Origin of the sequence: Simiduia litorea, assembly GCF_042853465.1 — a bacterium.
In the GTDB taxonomy this organism is placed as follows: domain Bacteria; phylum Pseudomonadota; class Gammaproteobacteria; order Pseudomonadales; family Cellvibrionaceae; genus Simiduia; species Simiduia litorea.
Genome location: NZ_AP031497.1, coordinates 3272350 through 3288604, shown reverse-complemented (window position 1 = coordinate 3288604; position 16255 = coordinate 3272350). Strand labels below are relative to the sequence as shown.

16 protein-coding genes are annotated in these 16255 nt (G+C 52.2%); all 16 read left to right on the top strand.

From position 1 onward, the window contains the following. Positions 1–109 precede the first annotated feature (109 nt). The 16 genes from ACGHTT_RS14560 to ACGHTT_RS14485 all read left to right on the top strand — a co-directional run bounded on the left by ACGHTT_RS14560 (position 110) and on the right by ACGHTT_RS14485 (position 16134). Complete coding sequence (locus tag ACGHTT_RS14560) at positions 110–2692, top strand: RND family transporter (protein ID WP_390595061.1); 2583 nt, start codon at positions 110–112, stop codon at positions 2690–2692. A 6-nt stretch (positions 2693–2698) separates the two neighbouring features. Then, positions 2699–3277, top strand: coding sequence for an LON peptidase substrate-binding domain-containing protein (locus ACGHTT_RS14555; RefSeq protein WP_390591561.1), 579 nt, complete (start codon positions 2699–2701; stop codon positions 3275–3277). Positions 3278–3391: 114 nt separating this feature from the next. Further along, a complete protein-coding gene (locus ACGHTT_RS14550; RefSeq protein ID WP_390591559.1) occupies positions 3392–4645 on the top strand; it encodes a glutamate-5-semialdehyde dehydrogenase in 1254 nt (417 codons plus the stop codon). Between the two features lie 3 nt (positions 4646–4648). Next, complete coding sequence (gene nadD / locus ACGHTT_RS14545; protein WP_390591558.1) at positions 4649–5293, top strand: nicotinate-nucleotide adenylyltransferase; 645 nt, start codon at positions 4649–4651, stop codon at positions 5291–5293. Positions 5294–5381: 88 nt separating this feature from the next. Beyond that, entirely contained in the window at positions 5382–5720 is a 339-nt protein-coding gene (rsfS, locus tag ACGHTT_RS14540) for a ribosome silencing factor (protein WP_390591557.1), read from the top strand. Beyond that, positions 5720–6187 carry a 23S rRNA (pseudouridine(1915)-N(3))-methyltransferase RlmH gene (gene rlmH, locus ACGHTT_RS14535; RefSeq protein ID WP_390591556.1) on the top strand — a complete coding sequence of 156 codons (468 nt, stop codon included), beginning with the start codon at positions 5720–5722 and terminating at the stop codon, positions 6185–6187. Before rsfS ends, rlmH begins: the two co-directional genes overlap by 1 nt. Before the next feature lie 97 nt (positions 6188–6284). Beyond that, positions 6285–8168, top strand: coding sequence for a penicillin-binding protein 2 (mrdA, locus tag ACGHTT_RS14530; protein ID WP_390591555.1), 1884 nt, complete (start codon positions 6285–6287; stop codon positions 8166–8168). Beyond that, the gene (gene rodA, locus ACGHTT_RS14525) at positions 8165–9313 is read left to right on the top strand and encodes a rod shape-determining protein RodA (protein ID WP_390591554.1); all 1149 of its coding nucleotides are present in this window, start codon (positions 8165–8167) and stop codon (positions 9311–9313) included. Before mrdA ends, rodA begins: the two co-directional genes overlap by 4 nt. Before the next feature lie 118 nt (positions 9314–9431). Next, on the top strand, positions 9432–10412 hold the full coding sequence (mltB, locus tag ACGHTT_RS14520; RefSeq protein ID WP_390591553.1) for a lytic murein transglycosylase B: 981 nt from the start codon (positions 9432–9434) through the stop codon (positions 10410–10412). Continuing rightward, on the top strand, positions 10409–11359 hold the full coding sequence (locus tag ACGHTT_RS14515; protein WP_390591552.1) for a septal ring lytic transglycosylase RlpA family protein: 951 nt from the start codon (positions 10409–10411) through the stop codon (positions 11357–11359). Before mltB ends, ACGHTT_RS14515 begins: the two co-directional genes overlap by 4 nt. Before the next feature lie 162 nt (positions 11360–11521). After that, positions 11522–12664: a D-alanyl-D-alanine carboxypeptidase family protein gene (locus tag ACGHTT_RS14510; RefSeq protein WP_390595059.1), complete on the top strand. Its 1143-nt coding sequence runs from the start codon at positions 11522–11524 to the stop codon at positions 12662–12664. A gap of 128 nt (positions 12665–12792) precedes the next feature. Beyond that, entirely contained in the window at positions 12793–13065 is a 273-nt protein-coding gene (locus ACGHTT_RS14505) for a YbeD family protein (protein WP_390591550.1), read from the top strand. After that, positions 13066–13764 (top strand): lipoyl(octanoyl) transferase LipB, encoded by a 699-nt coding sequence (gene lipB, locus ACGHTT_RS14500; RefSeq protein WP_390591548.1) that lies wholly within the window; start codon positions 13066–13068, stop codon positions 13762–13764. A 39-nt stretch (positions 13765–13803) separates the two neighbouring features. After that, on the top strand, positions 13804–14820 hold the full coding sequence (gene lipA, locus ACGHTT_RS14495) for a lipoyl synthase (protein WP_390591547.1): 1017 nt from the start codon (positions 13804–13806) through the stop codon (positions 14818–14820). A 26-nt stretch (positions 14821–14846) separates the two neighbouring features. After that, on the top strand, positions 14847–15308 hold the full coding sequence (locus tag ACGHTT_RS14490; protein ID WP_390591545.1) for a GNAT family N-acetyltransferase: 462 nt from the start codon (positions 14847–14849) through the stop codon (positions 15306–15308). Between the two features lie 76 nt (positions 15309–15384). Beyond that, positions 15385–16134 (top strand): substrate-binding periplasmic protein, encoded by a 750-nt coding sequence (locus ACGHTT_RS14485; protein WP_390591543.1) that lies wholly within the window; start codon positions 15385–15387, stop codon positions 16132–16134. Positions 16135–16255: the final 121 nt, after the last annotated feature.

Here is a 16255-nt window from a genome sequence, read left to right as displayed (position 1 = left end):
ATTCGCACACCTGTAGCGTATTAATGGCTGATTTAAACGGCAGTTTTAATTTAATCGGCCAAGCCCCATAATGCGTGGCACAAGGAAGGCCATCGACAGTTCGAACGACATGAAGCAAACACTCTATAGATCCTACCGCCGCTTAGTAATCGGTCGTCCGGTGCTGGCGTTGGCTCTCGTCGCATTGACATTGCTGGCATTATCCCTTGGTTTACCGAATTTTAAGCTGGATGCGTCGGCTGATTCTTTGACCTTGGAGAATGATGTTGCGGTTGACTACTTTCGCGAAGTTAGCAAGCGCTATCAGTCGGGTGACTTTTTAGTCGTTACCTTCAAGCCAGAGCAGGATCTTTTCTCCGATCAATCCCTCGCCTTGCTGCAAAGCCTGCAAGCGGATTTAGCGGGGGTTGAGGGTGTCATCGGCATCAATAGTATTCTGACGGTGCCCTTGCTCTATAGCCCTGTTATCACCATGAGCGAGTTGAGTGAGCCAAAAAACTTACTCAGCCCAGACGTCGATCGGACTGCCGCCAAGCGCGAGTTTCTCGAGAGCCCTATCTATCGAGACATGTTGCTTGGCCCCGATGGGCAAACCACAGCGCTTTTGCTTAATCTAGCCGTTGATGAAACCTACATCGCCTTGGTGCGCGAGCGCGATGGTTTGCGTGCGCGGGCAAAAACCACACGTCTAAGTGTCGAAGAAAAGGCGCAATTAGCGGCGACTAGCGCAGAGTTTTTGGCTTATCGCACCGCTGCTGCTGAAGCGGCTACGGCTCGGGTAGAGTCAGTGCGGGCTATTGTGGCCGGCTATAAAGACCGCGCGCAAATTTATCTGGGCGGTGTCACCATGATCACCGCTGACATGATCAGTTTCATTAAGAGCGACTTGGTGGTTTTCGGTGCCGCCATTCTGCTGTTTATTCTGGTGCTGATGACGGTTATTTTCCGGCATTGGGTGTTTGTGTTGTTACCGGTATTAACCGCAGTGTCATCCGTGGTGATGGTGTTAGGGTGGCTGAGTTGGATCGACTGGCGCCTGACGGTGATTTCCTCCAATTTTGTCGCCTTGCTGTTGATCATCGGTTTGGCCATTACCATCCACTTAATCGTGCGCTACCGAGAGTTGGCCGTGGCGCAGCCGGATTGGGATCAAGCCCAGCTGGTGCAAGAAACGGTTCAGTTTATGTTTAAGCCCGTGATCTATACCGCCTTAACCACCATGGTTGCCTTTGCCTCGTTGGTGGTGAGCAATATTCGGCCGGTGATGGATTTCGGCTGGATGATGGTGATTGGATTAACTGTCGCCGTGGTTTTATCTTTTTTGATTATTCCTGCAGGGCTGATGTTGGTGAGCCCTGCGGCGCTTAGGCCGAAACAGGATAACGACGGTAGCTCTGCTATTACGCTGCGTTTTTCGCGTTTTACCGAGCGCTTTGGCGGCACTGTGCTGGTGTTATCGCTGGCGGTGGCTGGCTTGAGTGCGCTTGGTATCAGCCAGTTAAAAGTTGAAAACAGGTTTATTGATTACTTTCGGCCGAGCACTGAGATCTATCAAGGCATGACGGTAATTGATGACGCTCTCGGCGGCACCGTTAGCCTCGATATTCTGCTCGATGGCTTACCGGAATCGGTCGAGTTAAACACCTCGAATGACGATCCGTTTAACGAAGTTGATGCCTTTGACGTACAAGACCCCTTCGATGCCCCGGAGCCCGTGCTTGAGGCCGATCCCTTTGGCGAGGTCGATCCGTTTTCTGAGCAAAACCCTGCCGCCGCCCCCCGCGAAAGTTATTGGTTTACCAGTGCCGGCTTGGCGCAAATTGAGTTTTTACACGACTACCTCGAATCTTTACCCGAAGTGGGTAAGGTTCAGTCGCTAGCCACGGCTTACAAGGTCGCTAGGGATGTGAACGGCGCCCCATTAAATGACTTTGAGTTGGCGGTGTTACGTCAATCGTTGCCGGACAATATTCGCGACCTGCTGGTGGCACCTTATTTGTCGGTGGAAAATAATCAGGCCCGCATTACCTTGCGGGTCAAGGAAAATGACCCGAACCTGCAGCGTGCGGCCTTGGTGGAAAAAATTCGCCGATATGCAACCCAAAATGACTTAGGTTTTAAGTCGGAGCAAGTTAGTTTTTCGGGCGTTTTGGTGCTGTATAACAATATGCTGCAAAGCTTGTTTCACTCGCAGATTGTCACTTTGGGTGTGGTGTTTTTAGGTATCGCCTTGATGATGAGTTTGCTGTTTCGCAATGTCTTGCTGGCGCTGATTGGTATTTTACCGAATATTCTAGCTGCCTCTGTGGTGCTGGGGGTGATGGGTTTGGCGAATATCCCGCTCGATATGATGACCATTACCATTGCCGCCATTGTTGTGGGTATCGGAGTGGACGATACCATCCACTATATTCATCGCTTTAGGCGCGAGTTCGAGATAGATCGACAGTACTTGCCGGCTATGCACCGCGCCCATGCATCGATTGGCCGCGCCATGTTCTACACCTCGGTCATCATTACCCTCGGCTTTTCCATTCTGGCCTTGTCCAACTTTATCCCGTCGGTTTACTTTGGTCTGTTGACCGCTTTGGCGATGTTGGCGGCGATTTTGGCGGCGCTGACGCTGTTGCCGCAATTGATTCTTATGTTTAAACCCTTCGGCCCAGCAGCTGCGGGCCCAGCTCGGGATTAATGGGCTGTGTTTGAGTTACCGATCTTTCCGTTAGGTCAGATGCCCTTGCCAGGCATTCGCTTCCCCATGCGCATTTTCGAGCGCCGTTATCTCGATATGATCAGCCGCCAGATGCGTAAAAGTGAAGGTTTCGCGATAGCGCAAGCGCAGGCCGGTGGCGACTTTTTCCCGCTCGCGGTGAGCGTCGCTATTGTCGATTGGGATCAGCTGCCCGATGGCCTCTTGGGCATTACTGTCGAGGGTATTGAGGTGGTGCACATTGAGGCGCACCGGGTGGAGGAAAGCGGGTTAATTATCGGCGCTTGCCATCGCGTTGGCGAGGCTGCTAGCCCCGATGAACTGGGCGACACATCGGTGTTGTCAGCGCATTGGGATGGGTTAACCGAGGTGTTAGATCAATTTAAGTCCCATCCTGGTATTGCCGAACTCAATTTGCCTGCCGCCGACACGGCCGCGGCCCTCGGGTGGCAGTTGTTACAGCTGTTACCCGTGTCTGCGGCGGAGCGGCAGAAGGCCTTGTGCCTAAGCGAACAAGAGCGCCTAAGCTGGTTGGCGGCGACCTTGGATCGTTTGAGTCGCGAATAATTGTTGATTTAGTCCCTTCTTGGCCGCACTTTTGATTTTATTTTGATCAAGTGCCCCGCCTGTGGCCGAAATGCCGGTATAATGCGCGCCCTGCGAAATTTAGGTGACAGATTGATGGATATAAAAGCGTACATGCACACCTTGGGTAAACAGGCCCGTGCAGCCAGCCGTCAATTGGTGGGTGCCGATACTGCCACGAAGAATGCCGCACTCTTGGCCATTGCCGATGCCATGGCGGCATCAGAAGCTTATTTGTGCCAAGAAAACCAAAAGGATCTCGCCGCCGGTAAGGCCAACGGCTTAGATGCCGCTATGCTCGATCGCTTGGCTATTACCCCCGCCGGCGTCGCGGGCATGATTGAGGGCTTGCGCCAAGTAGCGGCTTTGCCAGACCCCTGTGGCGAGATATCGGATATGTGTTTTCGCCCATCGGGCATCCAACTGGGTAAGATGCGCGTGCCCTTAGGTGTGATCGGTATTATTTATGAGAGCCGCCCGAATGTGACGATCGATGCCGCAAGTCTGTGCTTAAAGTCAGGCAATGCCACCATTTTACGCGGCGGCAGCGAGGCCTTTCACTCCAATCAAGCCATTGCCACCTGTATTGCTAAGGGCCTAGAGAAGGCGGGCTTGCCAGCGAGCTGTGTGCAGGTCATCGAAACCGCCGACCGTGCCGCGGTGGGCGAGCTTATTACCCTGAGTGAATGTGTTGATGTGATAGTGCCGCGCGGTGGCAAGGGCTTAATTGAGCGTATCAGCCGCGATGCCACTGTGCCCGTGCTAAAGCATTTAGATGGCATCTGCCATGTGTATATCGACGATCGCGCCGATTTGGATATGGCCTTTAATATCGCCTTGAACGCCAAGACCCATCGCTACGGTGTGTGCAATGCCATGGAAACCTTGCTAGTGGCAGAGGGTGTTGCCTTCGAAATACTGCCGCGCCTAGCCGAGGCTTACGCGGCCAAAGGTGTGGAATTGCGCGGTTGCGAAAAGACCCGGGCCGTGATCGATGCCAAGGTGGCCACCGAGGAGGATTGGGGTACAGAGTATCTGGCGCCAGTACTGTCTATTCGCGTGGTTGAGGACATGGATCAGGCGATGGATCATATTGAACAGTACACCTCGCGCCATACGGAAGTCATCGTCACCGAAGATTATTCCCGCGCGCACAGGTTCTTGCGCCAAGTGGATTCGAGCTCGGTTATGGTCAATGCTTCAAGCCGTTTTGCCGATGGTTTTGAGTACGGGTTAGGTGCTGAAATCGGTATTTCTACTGATAAATTACACGCTCGTGGGCCGGTGGGGCTGGAAGGTTTGACCTCGCAAAAATGGATAGTGTTTGGCACGGGTCAAATTCGCAACTAGCCAATGACGAGCGGACTGGGCATTTTTGGCGGTACCTTTGACCCCATTCACACGGGGCATGTGGGCTTGGCTTTGCAGGTTTGCCGGCAGCTCAATGTAACCCAATTGCGCTTAATGCCGACCCGCTTGCCGCCCCATCGCGGCAATCCAACGGCGAGCGGCGAGCAGCGAGCAGCGATGGTGCAACTGGCCATCGCCGGCTGCCCCAACTTGAGCTTGGATAGTCGAGAATTGGCGCGTAACCGCACCAGCTATACCATCGACAGCCTGCGTGAGATTCGACTCGAAGAGGGCGAGCAAACACCGCTGTTCTTTGTTTTGGGTATGGATTCTCTGAACGCTTTGGACAGCTGGCGCGACTGGCAAAAGCTGACCGATTATGCCCACCTCGTCGTGGTTGCACGGCCTGGCCAAGCCTGGCCTATCCCATCGTCTGTGGTGGGGGAGTGGCTAGTGGGGCGGGTGCGCGAGGCCGAGGCCATGCCTTTTGGCTGCTGCGGTCAGGTGATTCGACTCGATGCGGATTTTCCGCAGTCGGCGACGGCGATTAGAGCGGCTTTACGCGCTGGTGCCACTAGCCATGATTGGTTGGCGCCGAGTGTATCGGCCTATATACAAACGCATCAGCTTTACCCGCGCGAACCTTAGTCTGCGACTAAGCTAAAACGTTGGCGATTTGCCGCTTGGCCAAGTTGCTTGTTAATTATTGATTGCTACTGCATGGAAACAACTGAACATGACGACCCCATTGAACGACATCATCATCAAAGCGCTCGAGGACATGAAAGCTAAGGACATCGTGACCCTCGATGTGCGCGGTATGACCGATGTGATGGATACTTTAATTATCGCCAGTGGCACCTCTTCGCGCCACGTTCGCTCAGTGGCCGAAAACGCCATTGAAGAGGCCAAGAAAAGTGATATCCGCCCCATCGGTGTCGAGGGCTTGGATGCGCCTGAATGGGTGTTGGTAGATTTTTCCGACACCATCTTGCACGTGATGATGCCGGCTACGCGAGAGCTCTACGACTTGGAAAAATTGTGGTCCATGAAACCTAGTGATCGCAACGCTTAATGCGTATTCGCCTGATTGCTGTGGGTACTCGCATGCCAGGATGGGTGCAGGAAGCCTATGGCGAATACGTCAAGCGCTTGCCGCGCGAACTGGCTTTAGAGCTGGTGGAAATCCCTTTGGGTTCGCGCAGCAAAACCAGCTCCACGGCTAACGCCATCGCCAAGGAATCGGCGGCAATACTAGCCGCTATTGGCGACGGCGACCGAGTGATTGCCCTTGAGGTTAAGGGTAAGGATTGGAGTACGGAACAGCTCTCGCAGCAACTCGCTCACTGGCAAATGGATGGCAAAAACGTGTCGCTATTAGTGGGTGGCCCAGACGGTTTGTCCGATGACTGTCGCGCCCGCGCCGACGTGCATTGGTCGCTGTCGCGGCTGACTTTGCCACATCCTTTGGTGCGGGTTTTATTGTCAGAGCAAATCTATCGGGCTTGGACCATTCTCGCTAATCATCCTTACCATAAATAATTGAATTTTATTGTTTTTCGCCTGTCCAATGTCTTTGGGTTGAGGGCAATTGTGGTAATGTTGCCCTCGCGATTAACGACACAATAATAGCGGTTGCATGTCAGAACACTTGCAAATAAAAGATCATCACCGCGAGGCAAGAATTTTTGCCCGTCGGGTAGGCGTCGCTGGCGTTCTGATGTTTGGTCTTTTACTGGTGGTATACCTGCGTTACTACCGTTTGCAAATCATCGAGTACGAAGATTACGTCACGCGCTCCGATCAGAATCGCGTACAAGTACAAGCCATTCCGCCAACCCGTGGGCTGATCTATGATCGCCGGGGAAAATTGCTGGCGGAAAACCGACCCTCTTATACCTTGTCCATTGTCAAAGAGCAGGCCGGCGATTTACATCAAACCCTTGATATCCTGCGCGGTCTCGTAGACCTCGATGACGAATCACTAAACACCTTTTTAGAGCGTATGAAGCAGCGCCGTCGACCGTTCGAGGCCGTGCCCTTGCGCTATCGCTTGAGTGAAGAAGAAATTGCGCGTCTCGCGGTGAATGAATATCGACTTGAAGGCGTAGACGTGAGCGCTGAGTTAGTTCGAAATTACCCCATGGGCGAGCTCTTTGCGCACAGTATTGGCTTTGTCGGGCGCATTAATGAGCGCGAGTTGGCGGGTTTCGACGAAGAGAGTTACGCCCGCTATTCTGGCACCCATACCCTGGGTAAATTGGGCTTAGAAAAGTCTTATGAATCGGAGCTGTTGGGCCAGGTTGGCAGTCAGCACGTCGAAATTAATGCTCGCGGTAGGGTATTGCGGGTATTGGATTCTCAGCCACCCGAAGCGGGAAAAAATTTAACCTTGTATTTAGATTCCTACGTGCAAAAGGTTGCCCACGACGCCTTGTCCGGTCGGCGCGGCTCTGTGGTGGCCATCGAAGTGGCAACTGGCGGCGTGGTGGCCATGGTGTCGACCCCCGCGTTTGATCCTAATTTATTTGTCACCGGGATTAGTTATGCCGACTATAAGGCTTTAAATGAATCCCGTGACCTACCCTTGTTTAATCGCTCGTTGCAAGGGCAGTATCCGCCGGGTTCAACCTTGAAACCCATGCTCGGTTTGGCTGGCTTGTACTACAAAGTGATCGATCAGCATTACAGCGTGCGCGATCCCGGTTATTACCAGCTGGAAAATGATGAGCGCTTTTATCGCGATTGGAAGAAGCAGGGCCACGGCGCCCGAGTGGCGATTAACACCGCCATTGAGCAATCGTGCGATGTGTTTTTTTACGACTTGTCATTCCGCATGGGGATAGATCGCATGCACGAGTTTGGTAGTCGTTTTGGCTTGGGGAATTTAACCGGCATCGATGTGCCGCAAGAAAAGCCGGGCATTTGGCCGTCGAAAGCATGGAAGCGCAAAGCCCGTGGTTTACCGTGGTTTCCTGGCGATAGCTTGAATGTCGGGCTTGGCCAGGGTGCCGTATTAGCAACACCCTTACAGTTGGCGGTGATGACCGCAACACTTGCAGCGAAAGGCGAGCGCAAGAAACCGATGTTGGTGAGCAGTATCGGCGATACACCGCGTTTGCCTGAGGTGGTTGATCATCAAGAAGTCTTGGCGTCGGATTGGCTGATTATCGAAACCGCCATGCAAAATGTGGTGCACGGTTTGCGCGGAACGGCGCAGGGGATTCGCAAGGGATTGAGTTATAAAATTGCAGGTAAAACCGGCACGGCTCAGGTGATTGGTATTGCGCAGGACACTGAGTACGATGCCTCCATCATCGATGAGCGCCACTGGGATCACGCCTTGTTTGTCGCATTTGCCCCCGCTGAAGCGCCGCGTTTGGCGGTGGCCATATTGGTCGAAAATGGTGAGCACGGTTCGTCAACTGCGGCACCTATCGCAAGAAAAGTGTTTGATGCTTATTTAGTCGATCAACCAGATGCCGAAGATGGGGCCTGGTTGGGCAACGGTGGACAGCCATGAATGGTGGACAAGATTTTCGTCGGCGCATGCCGGAGGCGCACGCGGATTTGCGGCGTAAAGCGGGCCTGTTACAAACTTTACATATCGACTTACCGCTATTGATTCTTATTTTATTGTTAACCGCTTTTGGGTTAATCGTGCTCTACAGCGCCGGCGGTTCCGAGTTTCACTATGTCAAACGCCAGTCGGTGTTTTTTGCCGTTGGCTATATCGGTATTTTTATTGTGGCTCAGATACCTTTGGGTATGATGCAGCGATGGGCGCCGTGGGTTTATGCCGGTGGCGTTATCTTGCTGATTTTAGTGTTGTTGGTTGGCACCGGTGCGAAAGGTGCGCAGCGCTGGTTGGGACTGGGCGGCTTCCGCTTTCAGCCGTCAGAAATTTTAAAGCTCGCGGTGCCGGTGTTGCTGGCATCCTACCTCTCTCGCCGACTCTTGCCTCCCAGTTTTAAGCATATTTTTTTCGCGCTAATCTTGGTGGGCGTGCCTATGGTGTTGATCTTAAAGCAGCCAGATTTAGGTACCTCGTTATTGGTGGCGCAGTCTGGCCTAGTGGTGTTATTTTTCGCTGGATTGGGTTGGCGCTACATCGTCACTGCCGTGGCGCTGGTGGCCAGTGCTATTTACCCCATGTGGCACTACGTGATGCATCCCTATCAAAAGCAGCGAGTGCTTACGCTACTCAATCCTGAGGCCGATAAGCTTGGCGCGGGCTGGAATATTATTCAGTCTAAAACCGCCATTGGCTCAGGTGGGTTGAATGGTAAGGGCTGGCTTGAGGGGACCCAGTCACATCTCGACTTTTTACCTGAAAGTCATACGGATTTTATCATTGCTGTTCTGGCTGAGGAATTTGGCTTGATCGGCGTGATTGTGTTGATGTTACTTTACGCTTCCATTATTGTGCGCGGCTTTATGATTGCACTAAAAGCGCAGGATTCATTTGGCCGCTTGTTGGCTGGCGCACTCACCTTTACCCTATTTGTTTACGTGTTTGTCAACATGGGCATGGTGTCTGGTTTACTGCCAATTGTTGGGGTGCCGCTACCTTTAGTTAGTCATGGTGGTACGTCGCTACTGACTTTGATGGCGAGTTTTGGAGTGCTTATGGCGGTCAGTACCGAGCGCCGGCGAGTGATTTTGTAGCTGCCTGGGCTGAGTTAGCACCAAAGTTGGAAATGTTTTCTTCTGTGGGTAAGTGATCAAAATCTAGCAATTGGATCATGGTAGGCTGTTTTCCATTAATCGAGGATTAAAAGGTTTTATGATGAAACAATTGTTAGCGCTTGTCGTTCTGGTCGCCAGTCAGTCGTTTGCCTTGGCTGATTACCGAGAAAATCCGGAAACCAAGCTGTTTATAGATGAAATGCTATCGCAATCAGTGGCGAGTCGCGCACAATTAGATGCGTGGTTTGCGAGTGCCAACAAGCAGCAGTCAATCCTCGATGCTATTGCCCGGCCTGCCGAAAAAACTAAAACTTGGGCTGAATACGCCAAAATTTTCTTAACCGCCGATCGAATTGATAAGGGTATAGCGTTTTGGCGCGAACACGCCGACACCTTAGCGAAGGCCGAAGCACAATACGGCGTGCCTGCATCCATCATTGTAGCTATCATCGGTGTCGAAACTCGCTACGGTCGAAATATGGGTTCCTACCGCGTCATTGATGCGCTCTCTACCTTGGCGTTTGACTACCCGCCGAGAGCGCCATTTTTCAGAAAGGAATTACACAATTTTATTCAATTAGTGCAAGAACAGAAACAAGACCCTTTAGCGTTAAAGGGTTCATACGCGGGCGCCATGGGCTATGGGCAGTTTATGCCTTCGAGCTTCAGAAATTATGCGGTAGATTTTGATGGTGACGGTATTGCCGATATTTGGGCCAACCCTGTCGATGCTATTGGCAGCGTGGCAAATTATTTTGCCGGACATGGTTGGGTTAAAGATGGTGCGGTGACCTCTCGGGTTAGAGTCGCAAAAGGTTTCAATGAAGCGCTACTCAATACGACCTTTAAGCCAGACACCTCCGCGCGGGATGCAGCAAAAGCCGGTTTCACGCCGGTGTTCGACTTTGCACCCGAAGAAATGCTAACCCTGTATAAACTAGAAGGCGAGAACGGCGCCGAGTTCTGGGCTGGGGCAAACAATTATTACGTGATTACCCGCTACAATCACAGCCGTATGTACGCCTTAGCGGTGTACCAACTCTCCCAAAATATCGAGCAGAAATACCAAGCAAAATGAATGTAAATAACGTGATCGGCAATGTAAATAGAGGTCTGATGTTGTGTTTGGGGTTGTCGATAGTGTCTTGTATCAACCAACCTGCGCCTAAAGCGACATCAAACGCACCTATGTCTTCGGACGAGTATCAAGCTACCCGCTATGATGTCGAAAAAGATTTCGGCCCCGACGCGGAGGTAGACGTATCGCATGTGCGCGATGCTATTCCAAAAGTTGAACCGCGCACCAGCGCTGGTAATAAAAACCCTTACACGGTACTGGGTGCTACCTATTCTCTACTCGAGCCCGATGTGGCTTATCAGGAGGAGGGCATGGCCTCTTGGTATGGTAATAAGTTTCACGGTCATCAGACCTCGAATGGTGAAATTTACGATATGTATGGGATGACAGCTGCACATAAGACGTTGCGTATTCCCACTTACGTCAAGGTGACTAATCTCGATAATTTAAAAACCGTGGTGGTGCGTGTGAATGATCGCGGCCCCTTTCATGGTGGGCGTATTATCGATCTGTCTTACGCGGCTGCGAGTAAATTAGGTTATGTGAAAACTGGCACGGCCCGAGTCAGAGTTGAGGCGATTAACGTACAGTCCTGGGTACAGAATCCCGGTCAGGAGTCTACCGAAGCGCATGCATTAGCGGTGGGCGAGCCGACTCGCGTTAGTGGCCAGACCATTGAGCAGGCACGGGAAGGGAGTGTGGAAGATTATCCACTGCCGAGCAATACCTATTTGCAAGCGGGCGCTTTTTCGTCGAAGGTGTCTGCTACCGAAATGCGCAATACCCTCGGTGGACTTACCCATTATCCGGTTTTTGTCACTCAAGCGGATAAGAACAGTTTATATCGCGTTCGTATTGGCCCTATCTTAAATAATTTTGACTTGGTGCAATTACGCGATTTGGTTTTTAGGAAAGGTGGCGTAAGGCCGCACATGGTGCAACAGTAGTGCCTGTTGCCAATGCCGCGAGATAAATGTCTATCTTTGATCTTGCGGACGAATTTCAAAATAACGGCCGAGCAAATAGTGCGTTGGTCGATTTTACGATAAATCAGTACGGAAATTAGTGTCATGAAAGTTTGGAAATCACGATTCTACTCGCTCGCGTTAATGGCTTTCGCGTCGCTACCTTTAAATAGCTACAGCGCGCCGAATATTATTCCCGCTGCGCCGCAGCTGTCGTCCTCGGGTTATATATTGCTCGATGCCGATACCGGCAAGGTGTTGGTAGAGCACAATGCCGACGAGCAGTTACCGCCCGCTAGTTTGACTAAAATGATGACTGGTTACATTGTTTCTGGCGATATTGAAAAAGGTAAAATTGGCGAGCAGGATTTAGTCAATATCAGCGTTGCGGCTTGGAAAATGGGCGGCTCTAAAATGTTTATCCGCGAGGGTACACAGGTGCCCGTTATCGATTTATTACGCGGCGTGATTATTCAATCGGGTAACGATGCTAGTGTGGCATTGGCCGAGTACGTATCGGGCAGCGAAAGTGCGTTTGTCGATGTGATGAACCAGCAAGCGGCACTTTTGGGTATGAACGGTACTCACTACGAAAACGCCACCGGTTGGCCGGCTGACGGACACCTGACCACCGCACGTGATTTGTCGTTGCTGGCGCGCGCGCTGATTAATGATCACCCCGAGCACTATGCGCTCTATGCAGAAAAATATTTTACCTACGGCGCGCCGGGTGAAAACCCCAAAACCCAAGCTAACCGCAATAAATTATTGTTTACTGATGAAAGTGTGGACGGCATTAAGACCGGCCATACGGAAGAGGCAGGCTATTGCTTAGTGGCATCATCTAAGCGCGATGGCATGCGTTTAATTTCGGTGGTGATGGGCACGGCCAGCGAAAAAGCTCGCGCCTCCGAGTCGCAAAAATTGCTAGCCTACGGCTTTCGCTACTTTCAAACGCATCAGGTCTATGGCGCGGGTGATGTGCTTTCGACTAATCGAGTTTGGTCGGGCAAGCAAAATCAGGTCGACATAGGCGTGGCTGAGCGGGTTGCGTTAACTATCCCCAGAGGCGCAGAAAAAGAGCTGAAAGCCGAGATGAAGTTACCTGAGGTGATCCATGCGCCGTTAGTGGCGGGCCAAGAAATTGGTCTGTTAACGATTTCACTTGAAGGCGAAGTGCTCTATGAGCAACCTTTGGTGGTTAAGGCTGACGTGGAAGAGGCCGGTTTCTTGGCCCGTATCTGGGACGCCATTAAGCTGTTTTTCTCCGGTTTATTCGGCGGCTAAGCTAGGCCCTAGGTCAACGACCTAGGGATTCACGCCATAGTTAGCGGGGTGAGGCCAACTTAGGTGGAGCCCCTTTGCACAAAGCGTTATAATCGCTGACCCTTGAAGTCCCAGGTGATTAGGCGCTGATGTCAGAGCAAAAACCCCCAAAGATAGAGTTTCCCTGTCCCAATTACCCCGTAAAAATCATGGGTGATGCCGGTACTGAGCTGCATGAGCTGGTTGTTGAAGTACTCTCCATCCACGTGGAGGAGTTTCATCCTGGGCTTATTACGGTGCGCGACTCCAGCAAGGGGCGTTTTCAGTCGCTGTCGGTGATGATTACCGCGACTGGCACAGACCAGTTACAAGCTATTTTCGAAGACCTTAAAAAGCACCCCATTGTAAAAATGGTGTTGTAATTGGCTCCTGAGCGCGAATTAATTGTGCGTTGGTTGGGTCGTGTACCCTATGAACCTGTGTGGCGTACTATGTCGGCACTCACCAGTGAGCGCGATGAGGCCACGGTCGACGAGCTTTGGCTGCTCGAGCACCCACCGGTATTTACCCAAGGTCAGGCGGGTAAAGCCGAGCATCTGTTGATGCCGGGCGATATCCCGGTGGTGAAGGTGGATCGCGGCGGGCAGGTGACCTACCACGGCCCAGGTCAATTGGTTGGTTATCCCCTGTTGGATATCAAGCGCTTGGGTTTAGGTGTGCGAGATTTAGTCACGGCGATTGAAAAGTTGGTGGTTGATACCGTGGCGGCCTATGGTGTTACTGCTTACCCCAAGGCCGAGGCGCCGGGTGTTTATGTTGATACCCCCGGCTATGCCGGCGCCAAGATTGCCTCCTTGGGCTTGAGAGTTCGCAAGCATCGCAGTTACCACGGCTTAGCCCTGAATGTCGATATGGACCTCGAACCCTTTAATCGTATTAACCCCTGTGGTTATCAAGGTTTACAGATGACTCAGCTAGCTGCGCTCACCGACAGCGTGGTTAGCGTGCGCGCCGTGGCGGAAAAGATGACCGAATTATTCGCCGACGCCTTGGGTTACCAGCGCGTGAGCTTTACCGAAGACTTTCACCCGAATTTGCTAGCGGCACAAGCTAGCCATTAGTTGCTAACGCTGGTTTTTTATACCGGCCAGAGATGAGATATGAGCCACGAAAATACCCCGAATGTCGCTGATTTAGCCACTGAGTTGCCGGTCAAGCGCAGCACTCGTCTCAAGCAGGGCGAAAAATTACGCGACGCCGATAAGGTCGAAAAAATTCCGGTTAAGGTTATCGCCACCGACGGCCCCCAGCGCAAACCCGATTGGATTCGCGTGCGATTGGAAGTGAATCCAGAAGTGGATCGGATTAAGAAAATTTTACGCAGTAATAAGTTGTCGTCCGTGTGTGAAGAGGCTAACTGCCCCAACTTGGGTGAATGTTTTAGCGGCGGAACCGCTACCTTCATGATCATGGGCGATATCTGTACGCGGCGCTGCCCATTTTGCGATGTTGGCCACGGCAAGCCCAACCCCCTCGATGCCGAAGAGCCACTAAAGTTGGCGCAGGCTATCGCGGAAATGCGTTTGAAATATGTGGTGATTACCTCGGTAGATCGCGATGATTTACGCGATGGTGGCGCGCAACATTTTGCCGATTGTATTCGCGAGGCCCGTCAGCTGAGCAAGGGCTTGCAGGTCGAAGTCTTGGTGCCAGATTTTAGGGGCCGCATGGATATCGCCTTGGACATTCTCGAAGCCGAAGCCCCCGACGTGTTCAACCACAACTTAGAAACCGTACCGCGCTTGTATCGTCAAGCCAGACCTGGCGCTAACTACGCTTGGTCGTTAAAACTGTTGCAGCAATACAAGGCGCGTCGTCCAGATGTATTAACCAAGTCTGGTTTGATGGTTGGCCTCGGTGAAACCAAAGAAGAGATTATCGAGGTCATGCGCAATTTGCGCGAGCACGATGTGGATATGCTAACCATTGGGCAATACCTGCAGCCCTCGAAAGATCATCTACCGGTTGCCCGCTATGTACATCCCGATGAATTTGCGGAGTACAGTGCTATGGCCGAGGAAATGGGCTTTAAGCACGCCGCCTGTGGCCCGTTGGTGCGCTCTTCTTACCATGCCGACAAGCAAGCCCACGGCGAGGCATTACCCAGCCTTAAATAGTTATGGGGATTGCCGAGCTGCCGAATGTGAGTGTGCGACCTCTGCGTCAGGCACCTGAATATGCCGAACAGCTGGCGCACTGGTTACATCTAGAGCGCCAGCGCTTTGGGGCGGCGGGTACTGAGGCCGAAGGCTTAGTCAAGCTGCAGGCAGAGTGCGCCGGCACTAACGGTTTGCCTCATACCAAAATAGCGCTAAGTGATAATCTACTGCTGGGTGCCGTAACGTTGATGCAATTTGACGGCCCTTTGGCGCGGCCTAGCGATGTTTGGTTGACCAACCTCTGGGTCGATCCCCAGTGGCGAAACCAAGGGTTGGGCACAGCCTTATGCCACGCGCTTATTGAGCAGGCCAGAATCGAACAGTTTTCTACCCTTCAGCTATTTACCTACGATAAAGCGCCTTTCTACCGAGCTTTGGGCTGGGTTGAGGTGCGCAAGGCTGTGATTGCCGAGCGCAGTTGCACTATCATGGCTTTTGCCCTGTAAGACCCACAAGTGCCGCTATACTTTTAGCCTCAGTCGTTTTGGTGGACGTTAGTGTGGTTAGAACGTGCGGTGGGTAATGCTCATCTTTTTGGTAGTCGTGGCTTTTGCAACCAAGGCGCAAGAGTTGCGGGTGTGTGGCGAAGATGCGGATTATTCCCCCTATATTAATGATCAGGGGCAGGGCATTCTTAAAGATCTGGTAGAACTCGCCGCCGTGCAGTCGGGATTAACTGTGCACTATGCCCATCGTCCTTTGAAGCGCTGCCAGTTGATGGTTCATCAGGGCGAGCTGGATGCCATGATGGCTATCGGTTGGACCGAGGAGCGGGGGAAATCACTGATATACCCCATGGACGATCAACGCCAGCTGCGTGAAAGTCAGCGAATTTGGTTGAGTGAGTTTGTGCTGTTCACCCATAAGGACTCGGTGATTGAGTGGGATGGTGAGGCATTTAAAGGGTTAACTTTCGGTGTCGGAACGCCACTTGGTTATGTCTCCGAGCAGCGACTCAAACAGTTAAAGGCTTTGTCGCCAAATTCCGTAACCTTAGAGCAGGGGTTAACGCTGGTGAGCCTAGAACGCTTAGATGGCTATGTGACCGAGCGGCAGATCGGGTGGCAGGCGGCTAAAAAACTCGGACTTGAGGCCAAGCTTAAAATACTGCCCACGCCGTTACTAGAGCTACCCTGGTTTGTGGCCTTCTCGCCGCGTTATTTTCAGGAAAACCCAGCGCAGGTCATTCGTTTTTGGCGGGCATTGGCAGCGGAGCGGGAGCGGAATGTCGAGCTGTTGAAGCGTCGCTACGACTTAACAACCAAACCGTAATTCCGTTCGTCGGCCATATTCCAGTCCTGTCTAACTAGCTGATTATTAATCCCTTTTTATTTCTTCTTTGGTGCTATGCTTTGATGCAATAGGGCAATTTAGGCTGTCGTCGAATTGCCGC

Excerpts from the sequence above, each read along its gene's own strand:
- rodA (WP_390591554.1), top strand. The coding sequence starts at position 8,165 with ATGAATGGTGGACAAGATTTTCGTCGGCGCATGCCGGAGGCGCACGCG.
- ACGHTT_RS14560 (WP_390595061.1), top strand. The coding sequence starts at position 110 with ATGAAGCAAACACTCTATAGATCCTACCGCCGCTTAGTAATCGGTCGT.
- rlmH (WP_390591556.1), top strand. The coding sequence starts at position 5,720 with ATGCGTATTCGCCTGATTGCTGTGGGTACTCGCATGCCAGGATGGGTG.
- lipA (WP_390591547.1), top strand. The coding sequence starts at position 13,804 with ATGAGCCACGAAAATACCCCGAATGTCGCTGATTTAGCCACTGAGTTG.
- mrdA (WP_390591555.1), top strand. The coding sequence starts at position 6,285 with ATGTCAGAACACTTGCAAATAAAAGATCATCACCGCGAGGCAAGAATT.
- rsfS (WP_390591557.1), top strand. The coding sequence starts at position 5,382 with ATGACGACCCCATTGAACGACATCATCATCAAAGCGCTCGAGGACATG.
- ACGHTT_RS14510 (WP_390595059.1), top strand. The coding sequence starts at position 11,522 with ATGGCTTTCGCGTCGCTACCTTTAAATAGCTACAGCGCGCCGAATATT.
- ACGHTT_RS14485 (WP_390591543.1), top strand. The coding sequence starts at position 15,385 with ATGCTCATCTTTTTGGTAGTCGTGGCTTTTGCAACCAAGGCGCAAGAG.
- nadD (WP_390591558.1), top strand. The coding sequence starts at position 4,649 with ATGACGAGCGGACTGGGCATTTTTGGCGGTACCTTTGACCCCATTCAC.
- ACGHTT_RS14550 (WP_390591559.1), top strand. The coding sequence starts at position 3,392 with ATGGATATAAAAGCGTACATGCACACCTTGGGTAAACAGGCCCGTGCA.
- mltB (WP_390591553.1), top strand. The coding sequence starts at position 9,432 with ATGATGAAACAATTGTTAGCGCTTGTCGTTCTGGTCGCCAGTCAGTCG.
- ACGHTT_RS14515 (WP_390591552.1), top strand. The coding sequence starts at position 10,409 with ATGAATGTAAATAACGTGATCGGCAATGTAAATAGAGGTCTGATGTTG.
- ACGHTT_RS14505 (WP_390591550.1), top strand. The coding sequence starts at position 12,793 with ATGTCAGAGCAAAAACCCCCAAAGATAGAGTTTCCCTGTCCCAATTAC.